This window comes from Paenibacillus sp. J22FR83, assembly GCF_059691955.1.
Map to the genome: position 1 here is coordinate 44,374 of NZ_JCAUAM010000014.1, position 17,573 is coordinate 61,946.

At 38.4% G+C, this 17,573-nt stretch carries 14 protein-coding genes; 1 reads left to right on the plus strand and 13 read right to left on the minus strand.

Features of this window, described 5'->3' with window-relative positions; genetic code table 11:
• Positions 1 to 209: 209 nt before the first annotated feature.
• The 7 genes from AC58PV_RS24125 to AC58PV_RS24155 all read right to left on the minus strand — a co-directional run bounded on the left by AC58PV_RS24125 (position 210) and on the right by AC58PV_RS24155 (position 11,587).
• On the minus strand, positions 210 to 1,001 hold the full coding sequence (locus AC58PV_RS24125; RefSeq protein ID WP_497435074.1) for a hypothetical protein: 792 nt from the start codon (positions 999 to 1,001) through the stop codon (positions 210 to 212).
• Positions 988 to 2,496, minus strand: a complete 1,509-nt coding sequence (locus AC58PV_RS24130) for an AAA family ATPase (protein ID WP_497435075.1) — start codon at positions 2,494 to 2,496, stop codon at positions 988 to 990. The genes AC58PV_RS24125 and AC58PV_RS24130 overlap by 14 nt, the downstream gene beginning before the upstream one ends.
• Complete coding sequence (locus AC58PV_RS24135; RefSeq protein WP_497435076.1) at positions 2,493 to 4,121, minus strand: restriction endonuclease subunit S; 1,629 nt, start codon at positions 4,119 to 4,121, stop codon at positions 2,493 to 2,495. Before AC58PV_RS24135 ends, AC58PV_RS24130 begins: the two co-directional genes overlap by 4 nt.
• Entirely contained in the window at positions 4,121 to 5,542 is a 1,422-nt protein-coding gene (locus AC58PV_RS24140; RefSeq protein WP_497435077.1) for a class I SAM-dependent DNA methyltransferase, read from the minus strand. The genes AC58PV_RS24135 and AC58PV_RS24140 overlap by 1 nt, the downstream gene beginning before the upstream one ends.
• Positions 5,543 to 5,544: 2 nt before the next feature.
• On the minus strand, positions 5,545 to 8,772 hold the full coding sequence (gene hsdR, locus AC58PV_RS24145) for a type I restriction-modification system endonuclease (RefSeq protein WP_497435078.1): 3,228 nt from the start codon (positions 8,770 to 8,772) through the stop codon (positions 5,545 to 5,547).
• Positions 8,773 to 9,761: 989 nt separating this feature from the next.
• Positions 9,762 to 11,288 (minus strand): recombinase family protein, encoded by a 1,527-nt coding sequence (locus AC58PV_RS24150; protein ID WP_497435080.1) that lies wholly within the window; start codon positions 11,286 to 11,288, stop codon positions 9,762 to 9,764.
• Complete coding sequence (locus tag AC58PV_RS24155; protein WP_497435081.1) at positions 11,285 to 11,587, minus strand: hypothetical protein; 303 nt, start codon at positions 11,585 to 11,587, stop codon at positions 11,285 to 11,287. The genes AC58PV_RS24150 and AC58PV_RS24155 overlap by 4 nt, the downstream gene beginning before the upstream one ends.
• 355 nt (positions 11,588 to 11,942) lie before the next feature.
• On the opposite strand from AC58PV_RS24155, the gene AC58PV_RS24160 reads away from it, so the two are divergent.
• Entirely contained in the window at positions 11,943 to 13,160 is a 1,218-nt protein-coding gene (locus AC58PV_RS24160) for a hypothetical protein (protein WP_497435082.1), read from the plus strand.
• A 17-nt stretch (positions 13,161 to 13,177) separates the two neighbouring features.
• Here AC58PV_RS24160 and AC58PV_RS24165 read toward each other — a convergent pair whose 3' ends face one another.
• From AC58PV_RS24165 to AC58PV_RS24190, 6 genes are all read right to left on the minus strand, one after another.
• Positions 13,178 to 13,921: a hypothetical protein gene (locus AC58PV_RS24165; protein WP_497435083.1), complete on the minus strand. Its 744-nt coding sequence runs from the start codon at positions 13,919 to 13,921 to the stop codon at positions 13,178 to 13,180.
• 253 nt (positions 13,922 to 14,174) lie between these two features.
• Positions 14,175 to 14,399, minus strand: coding sequence for a DUF4314 domain-containing protein (locus AC58PV_RS24170; protein WP_497435085.1), 225 nt, complete (start codon positions 14,397 to 14,399; stop codon positions 14,175 to 14,177).
• A complete protein-coding gene (locus tag AC58PV_RS24175) occupies positions 14,399 to 14,686 on the minus strand; it encodes a hypothetical protein (RefSeq protein ID WP_497435087.1) in 288 nt (95 codons plus the stop codon). Before AC58PV_RS24175 ends, AC58PV_RS24170 begins: the two co-directional genes overlap by 1 nt.
• Positions 14,687 to 14,699: 13 nt before the next feature.
• Entirely contained in the window at positions 14,700 to 14,825 is a 126-nt protein-coding gene (locus tag AC58PV_RS24180; protein WP_497435089.1) for a hypothetical protein, read from the minus strand.
• A gap of 313 nt (positions 14,826 to 15,138) precedes the next feature.
• Complete coding sequence (locus AC58PV_RS24185; protein WP_497435091.1) at positions 15,139 to 16,080, minus strand: BsuBI/PstI family type II restriction endonuclease; 942 nt, start codon at positions 16,078 to 16,080, stop codon at positions 15,139 to 15,141.
• Positions 16,077 to 17,564 carry an SAM-dependent methyltransferase gene (locus tag AC58PV_RS24190; protein WP_497435092.1) on the minus strand — a complete coding sequence of 496 codons (1,488 nt, stop codon included), beginning with the start codon at positions 17,562 to 17,564 and terminating at the stop codon, positions 16,077 to 16,079. The genes AC58PV_RS24185 and AC58PV_RS24190 overlap by 4 nt, the downstream gene beginning before the upstream one ends.
• Between the last annotated feature and the right edge of the window lie 9 nt (positions 17,565 to 17,573).

The window sequence follows — 17,573 nt, forward strand, 5'->3', positions numbered from 1 at the left end:
TACCGTCTCTAGTTCTTCCTTCATTAGTTCGGAACAAAGCCGAGGATTGTACGGAAATTCGGGTGTAATGCTACCCGCGGAGGCTGTTAGGAGTCATAACCGTTACAAACTTTTGAAATGAACTATCCTCTTATTTACTAAAATAGATGCAAAGAAAAGCATATTTTAGGGGAAAGAACTAAAAACGACACTCATGTGAGTGCCGTAAATCATCTTGATAATCTTCTCCTCAAATCAAAGTGCATGTTACTCATGATGTAACATTGTTTCATATTCATATAGCTGCTATCTTTAAACACTAAATCCTTTACAGACTCTACAATAATTTCCATTCCAAGTACATTGCCCGTCTTATAAGCATTAATATAGAATCCGTTTAATTTCTTTAATTGATCTAGGATAATTGCTCTTGCTTGACATAGGTCAATATCACTGTTGAGCCCAAATATATTTATAGTTGTATTTACTCTGGTTTGATCTAAACTGTTTGGTGTTAAACACATAGCCAACGCTACATCATTATAACCTATAATACTAACATCTTTTTCTTTAGTAGGATCTAGAATCATTGGTTGTTCTATTGTTATGTTCCTCTTATTGGATTCTGTCGCCCGATCTGACTCGGGATTTGCTAGTGGGAATTTAGCTCTCTTACCCGCCTTTTTATTTGGGCTATTACAATACGTACAGCTAAGTCTATAATTTTTATGATCATATGCTAACCACCAGTACCCTGTATGGTTACTGTTCTCATTCACTTTACCCTTAGGTCTATAATGATCCATATCACCATGTTGCCTTGCAATTTTACTCTCACAATACCAACATTTATTCTCAGATAATTCTTTATATTGCTCTTTCAGTTCTTTCCAAATGGAAATTCCTGATTTATCAAAATATTCCTTTTTTATTCGGAATTTAAAAAGTTCTTTCATCTTCTCCTTTCTTTTCGTTCTCCATTTTTTAGTTATAACAACCCTATTAATGTCAATGTAGATCATAAGTATCACTCATTAATAATTTTTTCAACAATATAACATCATCTTCTTCGATCGCTCTGTTTGTTAATTTTGTCCTTGCATTGACAAACTTATTATATAACGGATCCCTCAAACTTACTGTTAAGTCGATCTCACCTAAAACATCATTTAACTTTTCTAATCTTATTTCTTCTTCAGAAGTAAGATTGTTTTTAATAACTAACTTTCTTTTCTCTTCCAAGTAGCCTTGCATTTCTTTTCCAAGCAAACTATCTAAGCCAAAAAAATCTTCATTCACTAAAACACCAGCTATGCCCAATCGCCGTGGCTCTTCTTCTATCTCTCTGGAATGTCCCTTCTGTTCTAAGACAATTACATTGTTTGCGCTTTGATTTGCAACAAATATTGGGTCATGAGTGTTTATTAATACTTGCGTATTACTATTTAAATTTACAATATTATCAACAAGTTGAAAGTAATTTGACTTCCATTTAGGATTTAGGTGTGTATCGGGTTCGTCCAATAAAAACAAAGTATCTTCAGAATTCGTAAATTTCATTAAGCCTAAAACTGTAAGAAGTTGTTGTTCTCCTTCACTCAATTCGGAAAATACCAGTTTATTACCATCCTGAGTTTGTACAGTTATTCTAATTTCATGAACTAGATCGGAGATATAAGTACTCTCCAAAATTCTAAAAAAACTAAGGTTATCTTTATATTTTTTTGCTAACTTTTGTAATGTCTTATCATCTTTCAAGAATAAGTATAACAATTCAACTTTTTTTGTTTCGTTATACCCAATATTAATTAATTCTTCTCTCTCTATTGGAGCCAATGAATGTTCTTGAAGGTCATAGAGAAAATCCTTCACTATACCTTCGGCACCCCAAAATTTCTTGTTTTTATGAATTTTGGGTTTATACCACTTAGGTTTTTTTAGTATAAATAACACAGAATCTAGTTTTTTTATTCTAAAGTATCTATTGATAAGTATTTTTGTCATTTCAATTTGCTTATCAATGAACGAGAATAAAGATAACATAATAAATTGACTATGAAAGTTTTCAGTATAAAACAATTTGCGCATTTCCAATTGCTCATTATTTACGCCTGGTTTAATTATTTTGTTGTAGTAATTTTGCTTGTGTTTATCAAATATTCTCATTAATCTATCATTATTTCCTGAATAGTAGGCTACGATATATTTTGGAAGATAAGCATTAAACATTTTTTTCGAGATGTTCTCGTCATCTTTTTTAAATTCATACTTACCTGAGAGACTATCCCCCATAATTTCCAATAAACTATTCTTTAAGAGGTAAATAATTTTAAATGAAAACAATGGAACTTCGTCTAAATGTACATTTCTAAAAAGTAAAGATATCGCTTCAAGTAAGTTAGACTTACCAGTACCGTTATCACCGATAACTATAAACCAGCTAGTATGATCATTAAAACTGATAGAAGAATTTTCTAAATTCTTGTATTTCTCAATATATAGCGATATTATTTTCATTTGACATACACCAAAATTGCATCACTTAGATCTTTCGAATTGTCCCCTGTTTGTCTCACCTTACCCTGTAATTCCAATATTTTAAGTTCTGAAAAAAAATGATTGATATCAAGACCTGATTCAACTAATAGTTTTGATGCAGGAATAGATCTATACATTTTTAATAGGGAATGCAAATCATTATTATGCATAGTATTGGTGGTAGGAACATTCTTCACAGATTTTGTTGATTTTACTTTCGGTATTTGAGTAGCTTCACTAATAATATTTTCAATTAAATTTAATGAACTTACTTCTTCTGGGTCATTAGTGCCAAGCTCACCACGAAAGGCACGGGCTAGGATTGACTTTTTCATAATTTCAATCTTACTGATTACATCAGTAAGATTCTTTGCTCTTTTTTCTTTGCTAAGAGTCCTATTTAAGATTCGTGCTATCTCTTGTTGTTCTTCAAGTGAAGGAACAGGAAGTTCAAAGGCTGCTATTTTTTTTGCATTTATGTTAGATTGGTTAACTCCATCACTCTTTACAGCATTACAGTAATCTTTAGCTTGGACTGAGTTCATAACAAAATTAAGGTATTCACCACTAATCTGGCTATTGTACTTTAATCTAATAATGTAACCTGCAAAAATAGCAGGGTGTTCCCCTCTATAAATCGATGTTTTTCCAACTAACTCCGGGCTGTTCGTTCTATTAAAAAGAACATCTCCAGGTTGAAGTAAATACTTATCAATATCCACTTCATCATCTGTATAGGCCAAACTATCCCACACAATCTCCCCATCCTGTAAATTCCCCATCCGTACTACTATCGCTTTCCCCCTATTAGAAGATTTCTTTGATGTACCGTACTGTAAAGATACACAAACTTCACCAACTGTCTTTATACTCCAACTATCTATTCCTATCTCATGTTGTTTACGCCAATTAGCAGTAAGTTCACCTGTAAGAGCTTTTTGTAGAATAGCTGCTTTTCGTTTCCCAAAATTGTCTACAGCATTTTGCACTAATTGTTTTGCCTTGTCAAGTTTAGTAAATAATCTTTCAATACGATCAACAATACGTTGTTGTTCAGTAAGAGGAGGAAGTGGAATTTTGGTTTCATTGGCATTTATGATGGTATAAGTATCAACCGTTGTTCCTGAAGAAAAATTCTGCAATTGATTTTTCATAAAGAAACTTTTGAAAAGATAAAAGATATATTTGGCGATAAACAAACCTTTGTTTTGAAACCAAATGATATTACCATCTTTAAAGTAAATTTGATCGGTACTTTCTATAACAAATGGAATCCCGATTGTCCCTACTCCACTTATAAGTAGATCACTTACTTTGGGAACACCGTAAGTTGTTCTAAATTCCTCGTACATATCTTTACTAATAAAGAGTTCGTTATTTACAACTCCTTTTTCTGACAGAACCACTAATTCTCTTGTTCGATAGAATGGAACACCTTCACTTTTCCAATCTTCTTTAAGAACACGTTTACTCGAAGTTACATCAAATCCGACTTTAACTTTTGTCCATACCCAATTAACTGGAATCTCATATGGCTGTTCTTCTTCGGGTAATACCACCTGTTCTAAGTATTCATCCGTCGCTATATTTTGCTTTTTAGCCATCAACGGCTACCCTCCAATGACTTCAGTTCCTTCACGACACTCATAATCAAATCAACCGCTTCTTCAAGCTGTGCTACTACTTCTTCACCGCTCTCGATAGGATCAGGCAAATCTTCAAAAATTGACTGGGATTCATCTTTAAGCCATGTTAAGTCTAAATTGTCTTCTCTTGCCTTTAACTTTTCCCTCGAAAAGTATCGGAACCTACCCTCTTCACCCTGGTCTACTCGGGGAGAGTTACCGTTAGGATCTCCTCCATATAATCTCTGGAACTCGGAAAAATGCTCTCTTAATAAGGGAGTCCTTTTTCCAAACTTCGGCATATTTGACCTCATATCATAGACCCAAACACCTTCAGTAGGTTTTCCAGATTGGAAGAACAAGACATTGGTTTTAACTCCTTGTGCGTAAAAAATACCGGTAGGAAGTCTAAGAATTGTATGAAGGTTACATTTGTACATCAAGTCAGTTCTAATGTTTGCACCGACGTTATCCTCGAATAAAACATTATCAGGTAGTACGACTGCAGCTCTTCCACCCGGTTTTAGCGTCCTGTAAATATGTTGTAAAAAAGCTAATTGCTTATTAGATGTCTCAAAGGTAAAGTCATCACGAGTTGGACCACCGCCACCTTTTTTGGTACCAAAAGGTGGATTTGTAATAATCACTTCTACTTTGGGAAGTTGTTTACCTGCTTCCGAAAGAGTGTCTCCTGAACGTAAGTCCGCCTCAACATCATGAAGCATACAGTTCATCAATGCTAATCTGTGAGTATCTGGAACCAGCTCCATACCCACGTATCCATTGGTCCTCTGTTTCTCGTATTTCTCAATTGAAATCGAAGAAAAATTGTTAGTACTTTCTTTAAGATACTGCCATGCTGCAACTAAAAACCCCGCAGTTCCAGCAGCAGGATCTTGTACAGCCTCACCGATTTGAGGTTTAATAATATGAACAATGGAATCAATAAGAGGCCGCGGTGTAAAATATTGACCAGCACCAGATTTAACCTCACTTGCATTTTTCTCAAGAAGTCCCTCGTATAAGTTCCCTAGGCCTTCCTCTTTTGCTGAAAACCAATCAAGTTGATCAATTTCCGAAACAAGTTGCGATAAATTTTTGGGTTGACGAAGTGAAGTATTTGCACCAGAGAAAATATCACGAACACGATGAGAACCATTATTTCCAAGATAAATAAGCAATGTACGATAATAATCAAGTTGCACCGTTCCACCAATATTAAGAACATCTTCCCAACGGTATCCTTCAGGCAGCTCATCCTCGTGTCCAGTTTCCTGCATCATCTTAAGGAAGAGCAAATATGTTAATTCAGTAACATATTGCTGATAAGTAATACCATCATCACGTAGTGTGTGGCATAAATTCCAGAGCTTTGAAACAATATCTTGTGTTGTAGCCACGATTAAACAACATCCTCCCAAATAGCCTCTTGGAGATCACCAAGGATCTCTTCAACCTGGCCTTCAAATATTTTATTAATACGTTGTAAACCACCTTTAGTACGAAATTGTCCCTCATTTAAAGCCTCGACATCTAAAATAACATTACCCTTAATGCCGTCGGCCAATGCCCGCAGCCAACCTTTTTGTGCATCCGTCCAACTTCTAGAAGCAAGAATTCGTTGAAGTCCCCTTTCAACTCGTGCTTCTAATGATTCCAATGCACTTCCTAATGCTTGCTGACGAATATAAGCAATGATAGACGCTGCCATTGAATAATTTGTTTCGGAATATGCCGTGTATAAGTATTGCTCAGAAAAACCAGCTTCATCCAGAATGCGTTTTACTTCTTTTAGGTCTTTTCGCTTTAGTTCTCGAGGACGGGAACAAATTACTTGAAGTGACGGTATTGCATTAATATTTGCGCGTATCCATGCTTTAAATGATTCAAGATAGTCTTCAGGTCGCTTAGCAGCTCCATAACCGCGACTTGTCTCTGCTATACGATCAGCGTGCTCAGAAATATATGGCAAGCGAGGATCCCCCACTTTTATCTCGTCCAAAAAACTAATTACTCCTTGATTATTGCTCAAGTACTCAGCTAACTGCTCGTGAGTCCATTTCTTCATTGTTGCTGCTAGTTGTTTAGCATTCATTCCTGCAGTATAAGTAAAGCCCTCCTGCTCTACAAGTCGTGAAGTCCTTCTATGTAGTTTAGCTAAAAATTGATCCCTTGCTAACTTCTTAATTTCTTCACTTCCAGATCCAGCCAACTCATTTGCCAATTGTTCAAAAGTAATACTGGGATTAACAACCACAGGTTTCATTGTATTCACTTGTTGTAATACCTCATAGAGACGGACAAAGTCAAATATCCTAAAACTTTCTTTTTCTATCTCAGGACACAACCTAGTTGCCCGACCCAGCATTTGTTCATAGAGAATCCGAGAACGAACCTGACGAATAAATACTAAGTTAGTTATTGCTGGCACATCAATACCAGTTGACAAGAGATCCACAGTTACAGCTATTTTAGGGAAATCTTCGTTTTTGTAACGTCGGATTAATTCATTTGGTTTATCTGAAGCTCCTGTAATCTTTTGAATTGCCGCGTCAACTTCAGTAACACCCATTTCGCTGTAGGTTTCCCTGAGGATTCGTATTAACGTATCGCAATGATGATCAGTTACACAGAAAATCAGTGTCTTACCAACATTACTAAGTAGATCGTATGTTATAGCTAATTCTTCTGCTACGGCTTTGTTAAAACCTTTAGCTAATACAGCTCTGTTGAATTTTTCAACATCAAGATCGACTTCATCTTCAAGCTCAATTGAGTCAATTGTTCCATTTAAAGTTTTAAAAACTGAAACAACGTCCCCCTTATCCCAATGGATTCCATGCTCTGATAAGTCCGTTTTAATTTGAACTGGTGGCCCATGATCAACCAAGTACCCATCTACAACAGCTTGTCTATATGAGTACTGATAAACTGGATGGCCGAAGATCTGAGTTGTATGGAGAGCAGGCGTTGCTGTTAAACCTATTGATACTGCATCAAAATGCTCAATAACTCGCCTATACCGCGAGAGGTACTCCTCCTCATTACGATATTCGAGCTCAGCTTCCCCCATTTGACGGTCTAAAGTGTAGCCGCGGTGACATTCATCAACAACAATACAATCATAGAGTCCAACTGCTGGATGTCCAATTTCTCCTGATGATAAGATTCGCCGGCTTAATGTTTGCACAGTTTCAACGTCTAGACGAGTTGCAGCTTCTGGCGCATCATCTTTAAGGCCCTTTACATCATAAATCTGAGTCAAAGAGAGATTGCCTTCCAAATGGGTTGCTTGAAATGTTGCTAATGCTTGCTCCCCTAGAGCCTCACGATCGACCATGAAAAGAATTCTACGAAACCTTCCTGATTTCAATAAGCGATAAACTAGCCCCAGTGCAGTTCTAGTTTTACCTGTTCCTGTCGCCATTGCTAGTAAAATTCGTCTTTCATTTTGATAAAGAGCGTTTTCTACGGCTCGAATTGCTTGATATTGATAATCACGCAGTTTCAATGATTCTAGTGGTTCTAAGGTTAATTTATCATGAGCCTCCAACAAGTCTAATTTTAGAATCGATGATAGGTCTTCTGGTGTATGAAAACTTGGTAGTGCCCGACTACCACCTAAATGATTACGGACATCCCTAAACCAAATGCCAGAACTCTCCTCAAGTTGTTTTAGAAATCCTCGACCATTGGTGCTAAAGAGGAATGGAATTTTATTAACCCCCCATGGTCCTCCAGGACATATCATGTCAGCGGTGAGTTCGATTTTTCTACAATATCGCTCGGCTTGTTCCAGCGCGGTCATTACGTTTTTAGTTCTTCTCTTTGCTTCAACCACTGCAACAGGCATTTGACCAACAAATAGTACATAATCAGCTCGATCTTTTCCACAGGGCCATTCAGCAATAGCAATATTTTTACCGGTTTGTGGCCGACTTCCTCTTCTATAGGTTATAGCCGAACTATTTACTTCCCATCCCTGGTCTCGTAACATCTGGTCAATGATTTGTCTTGTTTCTGCCTCAGTCAATTCTACCTTCTCAGACTGTTTCGTTGCATTGGAAATTAATTGATTAACCTGATTTTGTGATAATTTTGCCGTTTCTTTTTTTAGAGACTCAATTTCTTCTCTTGCTTTTTGAAGATCTTCTAATAGTTGAGATTGCTCCTCTGTTTTCTCAGCAACAAGGTCTGTAGGTTTTTGCGGCATTTTAAAAGTTTGTGCTTGAAAAGTTGGTTCTCCACCATAAGAACGAATAAACCAAACTGCGAGAGTATGAGCCATTCGGAGAGTCGTCTCTGCCTCTTCCCTGTCACCAGCATTACCATGAACAGCTGCATTACCAGTCTTACGGATAGAGTGAAACAGGCGTGATACCTCTCCAGTAATCGTACCAGAATTTTCTAGTTTCTTAAGTGATTCTAATTGCGTGTCATTAGATTCTATTACAAGACCAACTTTTGCGGCAAGAAGCTTTGCAAGGATTTCAGCCCATTGCCTAGTTTTAGTTAAAGAGCCATTGGGATCCTCTACTAGATATGCCTCTGCGAAGCCTGAAATTTTTTCAAGCATTGGCGATACACTTAGTAAAAAAGTAAAGTTCTGGGATCTTGGGGTTAAGGTCATCCTATAACCTCCTTTACGCTACTGGTTTCAATTATTTGGTTATTTCTTACCATTTTTAACTCGAAATATTATATATTCGACAAATATAGCATAGGTCCTCCCTAAACATTGCTTTGAAACATATTACAAATAATTTAAAAATCAATGTCAACGATAATTAAGAGCTGATTTCTCAGCTCCTTAAATCTTGTAACCATATACATGTTCACCTTTCACGATTATTAGTCTCTACTTTCAAAAACTTCTCGCACATTCAATGAAAAAGCTGGTATTAAAGGCTGTTCAGGATCTGTTTCATTTGTCCCCCATGCAAATAAGCCTGTCTCTCTTCTCCCCACCTCTAACCATCAAACCCTATCCTCACAAGGCTCGCTCTACTTTCCCCCCTCCCCTCTCTTCATAACACTAAACCACTAAAAGTTTGACATGAAACAATAAAATAAAAGGATGCGACTGAACTAAACAAGATCGTAATAGCATTTTAAATTTGATGTAGACCCGAAGGAAAAACCGGAAAAATCCGAGAAAAATGATTGAGCAAAAGCGTTTTGGATTGATTGAACAGAGAAATTGATATGGCAGTAGAGTGTGAAAAGCAGAATTGGAATGAATTTTTGTTCCGCGGAAAGTGGTTCGGGATGAACATACCGTTGAAATATCAAGGTTTATTGAACCACGGTGATAAAATCACGGAATTCTTGCATTGTCTCCTCTTTTTCAATCTCATCACAAGAAAAACCGAGTGATCCCAGGTGAGGTCCTGATCTTTCACTCGGCATTTTTTAGTGTTATTCTCGATTCCTACTCATGTCATTCCCCCGTCTTAGCAGGACTTTTTATTACAAAATAGCATGGTTTATTTTGTTCGTTGCACTATTCCTGAACAACAAAGCTACCGACTCCACGTGTGTTGAGTAAGTAGAGTCAACACATAAAAGGTATAAAAAAAAGCGGGGACGATGAAGCGTCGTCCCATTATGAATGCTAAATTAAACTTTGAAGTTATAAACGACCTTAATATGACCATCTTCCCGTACTTCAATGCGCTTAACAAGCATAAGTAACAGCTCACGATCCAGTTGCTCAAATGAAGTGAGTTTCCCAATGTCTGGCAAAGTCGGCTTACTGCTCTCCTGATCTTTTTGTAAATCAGATAGTTTCTGTCGAACGTCTGATAATTGACCACTAATCCGATCAAGCATTTGATGGTACTCTTCCTTGGTACTTTCTCCATCGAGCCATTTATCTTCCGCCGCTTGTTTACGCCGCTCGAACTTTTCAACGTCCTTTTTTAAAGTTGCTACTTCCTTTAATTTTGACTTAGCGCCGTTATTGGCTTCTTTCTGAATTTCTTTGATAATGGCATCATTATCTACGTGCTCACCAACCAATTTCCCAATGTCACACAAAATGAGATCGACTAGACCTTGTTCGTAAACAGAATGGCGGGAGCAGAATGTTTTTCCTCTCAGCTTATAATTACCACACATATAATGTGTTTTACCATAAGAGCGTTTGACACAGTGCATTCCTCCACCGCAATCGGCGCAGTAAAGCACTTGTGTAAAGAGGTTAGGCATGCCACAAGATTTGGTCCGCCCTTTACGATGGATCAAATTCTGTACAACTTGAAATTGCTCTCTAGAAATTATCGGAGGATGGTTATTCTCAATAAAAACCTGTTCTTCCTGATCTTTTTTCTTTCGCTTCGTACTACCTAAAGCAGCTGCTTGCTCCTTTTGTGCGACTAGATCTCCGACATATACTGGGTTCGTTAGTATATACTCAATGGAACTTTGACACCAGTACTGACTTCCATTTTTACGAAGTTGAGTTTGTGCGGGAGTAGGTACTCCTTCCTCATTTAAGCGATTGGCGATAGCCTGCATACCCAAGATACCCTCTTGATACCTATCAAATATACTTTGAACTACATCGGGAGTGTTATCATCTGCGATGGCTAGCTTTTTATCTACCTTCTGATAGCCATAAGGCGTGAATGAACCTGTAAACTCCCCACGCTTCGCTCTTTGTTTCTCAGCCAGTCGAATCCAATCCGAAGTCGTTTGGCTCGACATGTGATACACCATTGAGTACATTGCAATCTTACTTTGCCAGTCATGATGATCTGTATCAATCGTTTCTGAGAGAGCAATAAAACGAATCCCCTTTTCGACAAGCTTGGGAACAATGGTGTTGAGCTCACCAGCACTCCGTCCAAATCTACTTAGAGATTTTACTAAAATGACATCAAACTTCTTTGCCATTGCATCATCGATCATACGTTTAAACTTTGCTCTCTTTTTGAAACTCGACTGCCTCTCGCTATATGATTCATATAAGACCCAGTTGTCTTTTTTACGAATATAATCGAGCAGCCCCTCCTCCTGATTAATGACTGAGGAATCCTGCTCCTCAAAAACCGTTGATACACGAACATAGGTGGCTACTTTCACTTCGAATCCCCCAATGGAGGGAACACCTAAACCGTAGTTGACTGTCACATTATAGCTCATTCTCTATCTCCTTTGAACTCGTTTTTGAGCCAAGTACTCATAATTACTTGAAGCGTTTGTACTCCATCGAACTGTCTCTCAACAGTTGCGATAATGGACTCATCACAAAAAGTAATACCTTTCGGAACAGGCTCTTTCGTTCTCTTTATTGATTTATTTCCCGTTTTAGTGAACTCTTCATTGCCATATTTGATATCCAATCTCTGAGCTTCCTTTATTAAATCCGAAGTGAAACCCTCGATGATATCCCTTTCTATATCAGCATCACTTTTGATAAGTTTTTCGGCAGCATTATACATGTGATTCAACCCCGCATCGGTTAATTTGGAGTTTGACCTCCATGCTCTGAGGGCGGGAACCTCTTGCCTACTTAAATCTCAACACCATAATGACTTGCTCCAACTCCCCCAAACAACATTCCATATCACCGACTGTGGTTCATCTCTTTAAATGAGTTTGTAAAAACCAATCACAGTCGTGATGCTACGAGTAAATGATAGGAACACGAAATAGAGGTGTCGTTTTTATCGACACCTCTAAAGATGAACCCCGTGAGATTAATACTGAGAAAGTTTTGCTGATTTGTTATAATGAGACCATTATCGATACCGTAATGAGCTATTACAACAAGCTCAGTCATAAGGGGAATACGTCATGTCCATACATATAAATGAACTGATACCGAAAGAGGTTAGCATCAAGGAGTTTACGACCGGATCGGAACTACTTTTGGCTTGTGAGTTAGGGAAATATACGAAAATACTGTTACAGAAAGACTTATCGGTAACGGGCATTAATATTTCAGATAACCTCAAAAAGACAAGTCATTTTAGCTTTGTAGTTCAATCTAAATTTGTAAATGACCTACCTCACGATGGCATCCAATTAGTGAAGTTTAATCTTGGTGACTTCTTACTCAAAACACAAAATGTCTTGAAAGCAGATATAAAGTTTGAAGATCATCATGCTTATTTCAACTACAACTCCGATGTAAAAGCTAACAGGGATTTTCGTGGTAAAAGTCGTTCAGCTGCCTATGTAAGTCTAATGGCTTTTGTCTTGGTGAAGAACTTCATCGACGACAAACCTAATCGTAAACTGATCATCGACCAAGAAAGCCACGATCAGAAAAATGACGAGTATACAGACCTTATCGCTTTACAGACAAGCGGAATCCTGCCTGAACCTATTCTCGAGATCAAATTTCAAAGTCAGGGTGTAGTTCAGCTGCCTTGGGAAACCTTTGTGAAATACAATCAGGATATAGAGTTAATGAATAGGGAATATTCCTCGAAGGAGAAGTATGCTTATCTGTTGGAGGAAGGGTTGGAGGTTGGGGATGTAGTTCTACTGTACTTTAGAATCTTCAATGTCAAAAACTCAACAGGCAAAAAGATAAGCACTATAGGAAGCTTACAATCCTGTTACCCCGCTGTGATCGAGAGTAGCAACGAGAAATTTATCACTTTGAGATACTACGGTAGTGTCGAGACTAAGCTGACGCAAAGAACAAGGATGGAACAACTTGTCGACAAGATCGAAGATCTTAAAGAATGGTTTTCTCCGGATGACTTCGAACGCACCTCAAGCAATGTGGAAACCTATTCTTTAAATTCAATCGGGGTTGGCACATGCACATACCTGGAGGAAACCTTTATCTTCAAACCAGTTGAAGGAGACTCCACTGAGCAGTTATTCAAAGATAACAGCAACGGTGAACTGATCTCAGAAAAACTAGATACACTGGATACGATTTATGCCGTCTTCGAAGAACGCGGTGTAACATACAATAGAAAAAAGTTCCTTCATGAGTACTTCACCTTAAAGGGCAGAACACCAATATATGATAAATACACGAAAAGAGCCGAATAACATCGGCTCTTCTTAGTTCAGTTAGCATGTTTATCGATTAGAGCCTGAAAGCGACTAATATCATTACTATCCATGTACTTCGCTTTTATCTTCCAACCATCCTTAGTCTTCTCATCAATAGCCTCTAGGTAATCACGAATTTTACCAAAATCAAAGCCGTTACCATCCTCGTCCTTACCATGAATGAAGGTGATCGTTGGGATCGGGAGCTTAACCTTACCTGGGCTGTTTTCAACCTCAAGTAATTCGTAACTCAAATCCTCATCTATTTCCAAGAACTCATATGACTTTTTGCCTTCTCGCTCATCAAATTTAACAGCAGTCTTTACAGACAGACATACCGCTTTATAACCTCCATAACTCACAAACCCCGCATACTCATCACGAATCACTAAAAACATGAACTCATAATAAGAAAGGCAAAACTCTTCCCCTGCTTTTACCTGCCTCGACCCGATATCTGTTTTAAGGTTTATACCCGTATCCTTGTCTATGGTGACATCAATAACTGGAACATCGTCAATATCGATATCTGATTCCAAGAGAACAGCCACTGGCTTCATGTCAGTGCCGCCTTCATTCCTTGTCGTTTGGAAAGAGCTTAATCCATAAAGCTCTTTGAAGTGTAGCGTGTTCCATTTGCTACCGAGATACTCACGTTTCGCAGGACTCATATCTTTCTTAATTATTTGCTTGCCTAATTTTTCGACCCTTTTCTTCGTATCGGATGGGGGATACTGCTTCTGATTTACTCTACTCACGTTGCCACCTCGCTGAATTATTCAAAAACCTCATCTACCCCATTATATCGGTAATTAATAACCTCAATTTTACAAAAAAAAAAGCACCTATCCTGTTCGGCAGACCGATAAGCAGTCATGCTACACAGAATAGGTGCTATTTTTGATTGTTCCTTTAGATTTTATAAAAATATCCTTCCAATTATAAAGCTGTCTTTGTCGTTATAAAAGTATTGACCTCGTTCTAATAGTTTCAATGCTTTTATAAAACTTCTCAACTGCGGATATGCTTGATAACGTCTACACCATAGACCACACCAAGGGTGGAGCCCCTGTCCCAGTTTACAAATATCGTTCCCGCATCGTCCACCAATTTCACTGTGCCTTGGTCACCTGCCTTAAGAGTAGTATAGGGATCGGACATCAACACCAACTCGACCCTCTCCCCTTTCGGGTTCGATTCCCGCACTTGTTTGACCTGCTCCATATTCGGAAACATTATCGTTGCCCCCCATTAGTTGACATCGCCGCTTCCTGTAGATTGTAGAACGTTCCAAGGTAATCAGAGTTGCCGTCGAAGCTGCGGAAGAAAGATACTTTGTCTACGTGGTTGTTGATACTTATTACCGAGAAACCTAACTCGGAGTTAAGGTAAACCTCAGTAAATGATGCAGGAAAGTCGTTATCCTTCAACTGCTGTTCCAGACCCGACTGCATGCAGTCCGAACAGGTCAAGGAATGCTGAACATACTGCTGAATGGAATGCTCACAATGCTCGCGGCTCATAATTAGACCCTCCTCAATACGGCGATAACTCGTATACGACTGTTGCTTCTTCAAGACTAGTCAGGTCGAACTCGCCGTTAATGGCTCTGGCTAAATCCAAGCCGTTGAGCGCCCAATATCGCATATCCCAGGCATGCATTATTACTCCACCGGCTTTCGGAAGCCTGAATATGTGGGGCTAATAGCTTAAGGCGGCAATCGGCACAGAGCACCATTTTTTCTGTTCCTTTAAGAAAATTAGTTACGTCATTACTACTATTACAGTTTTGACAGACCATAGATTACCCCCCATTGAATTAACGGTTGGTTGTTGACTTTAGCTCAAGTATCGAATTATTTCAAGTGGTCTTTTTACTGGTGCTTTTACACAACATAAAAAGCACCTTTTCTATAGGCAGACCGAGAAGAAAGTCATGCTTCATAGAATAGGTGCTTTTTATAAAATGGATCAATTAATGTGGTCCCAAAAACCGATCACCATTGAAATGTATGAGATGAGAAGGAGCATCTGCTACCCAAACCTCAGTTTCCCATGCAATAACACTTAGATATTTACCCATAACAGAGCGACTTGGGAAAGCAGTAACATACACGATACCCGCAGTAGAATCTCTGAAAAGCCGTGCTAATTCATCATGCCGTTTTCCGTCCACTGGTCCGTGGCTTGTTACTGACTCAATCAATAGCAACCAATTCTTCTTAGGATAATAAATAACTACATCTGGCATTTTTCCATGTGAGTCAACGGAAACACCAAGTTGACTTAATAATTCCTCATCGAAGTATTTTCCACCAGTATCGCCAGCAAATATTAAAATACCTCCTGGGACAAACCTTTCAGCAAAATCCTCGATAATTGCCTTTATTAACTCACTGTGTTCACCTTGGCTAAGCATGATCTGTTTGCCTGGGGCAACTTGAACTGGGATTCTATTTTGATCCCTTTCTTTGGCATACCGCTCTACAAGAGATTGTCTTGTTGAAAGATATGCTTCTAACGCTGATTTCCAACGTGGAGTATCATATAATTTTATGAGCTCCAAAGCCTCTGGCTCGATCTGATAAACAGCCTTAGGACTATTTACAGCTCGTGTTGGGTTATCAGGGTTGTATAATGAAATCCCAGCTTCAATGAACTGGTGCATCGTTTGACGTCTAAATGTTTCTCGAGTGTTTGGGGCATACTCTTTCCCATAATTTATGCGACTAAACTCCATCATCGGTGTTATACCGATAAGCGGATTTCCCGCTTTTGACCATGTCTTATCAGCAGTTAAGTTTAATATTGCAAGAAGGCAAAGTGCGGATCGTTCATTTATTTGAGCTCTTGGTAAATCGAGAGCTTTAAGTATTTCCAAAGCTCCCTCAAGATTGGGGTGAGTTCCTTCGGTCACAAAATCTCCTCCAACTTTCGGTCTAGTTCTTCTTGACCTATTGTATCAGAGTTGGACATAACCCATCTACCAAAATATTCAAGAACCTCTCTGCTAGGATATTTCATAGTCCGAAGATCTGTTGCGTTGACCTGCGTGTGTCCGTTAAATACTCGAAAGTACTTATCAACTTCAGTTGAGTTTAAATATGCATATAAACCAAATGCTAACTCTGCGGATATTCCCTGTTTTTTGAAGTGAAGCACGTTAAGTCCGTTTTCGAACCCCACCTCAGAATAATCAACACTGGAGGGCGTTAGTACTCCCGCGACAATACGGCGTTTTTCCTCTTTTGACGAGAATCTCTTTACAACAGTGTAGTATCCATTCGGATAGAGCCATTTTTTCATAGTGTCATCTACAAAAACTGCGTTGGGTTTCTTCATAACTTTTGGATATTCGACTGTTGTCCCTACAAAGTGATTGGGATAGAACAAAGGAACTGTTCCTTCTTCTGGCATTTCACGCAAATGACCCTTAACTCGAAAATCTACAACAGGTCCAGTTGAAACCTCCACGCCAATCTCACTTAATGAATAGTGAACTGATGGATACCTTTCAATAAAGCTTGGTTCATTTGACGTTGGGATATGAATGAACATCTCTGAATCCAAAGGTTGCACAATTTTCTCGAACGGATATGAGTTTGTTGAATAATCGATAAAGCTATCGTCTTTTGAAGTTGAAATTGTTACGTTAGATTGCTTTCCTCCACGTTCAAGCAAAAGAATCACGTTCTCTTGAAGTACTTCATCATCTTTAAAAGCCTTGTCCCTCGAATCAAACAAATGCATATGCTTTATTGCTGTTTTTTCAAGGAGTAGTTGACGAAATGGGCGAAAATAAGGTCCGTTACAGAAGCTTCTAGGAATGATTGCCACGATCTGACCATTTTCCTCCGTAAGCTGAATGGCAAGTCCGACAAAAGCAGAATAAAGATTAACCGTCTCTATACCAACGCCACGTAGGATCTTACGATGACGAGATGAACTCATAATTTTTTTATAAGGCGGATTCAGAATAGCATGGGTGAAGCGAATTTTTGTCCCTGCAAGTAAGCTATCTTCATTCATTAAAGTGGTCGTAGCCCATTCTATAAAGTCCTCAGATATTACTTCACTTTTCAAAGATAGCTTGTCATCAAATAGACCTAATGTGTTTTGGAGCCGCTCTCTTAATACCTCATCAATCTCAACAACAGTAACCTCAGCATGATCGCTTATCTGTTCCGAAGTAAGACGTTCTAAGACAGCACTCGTTAATGCTCCGATACCTGCTCCTGGGTCAAGAATGTTTGCATTTGACAGTTTGGTCCTATCGAAAAGAGAAGCCATAAATTTTGCGACACTCGATGGAGTCAAAAATTGACCGAGTTCGGATTTACGTTTTAATAAAGGATTTACTGCTAATCGCTCTTTATCTAGAGTTTCAAGTAATTGAGACATAAAACACCT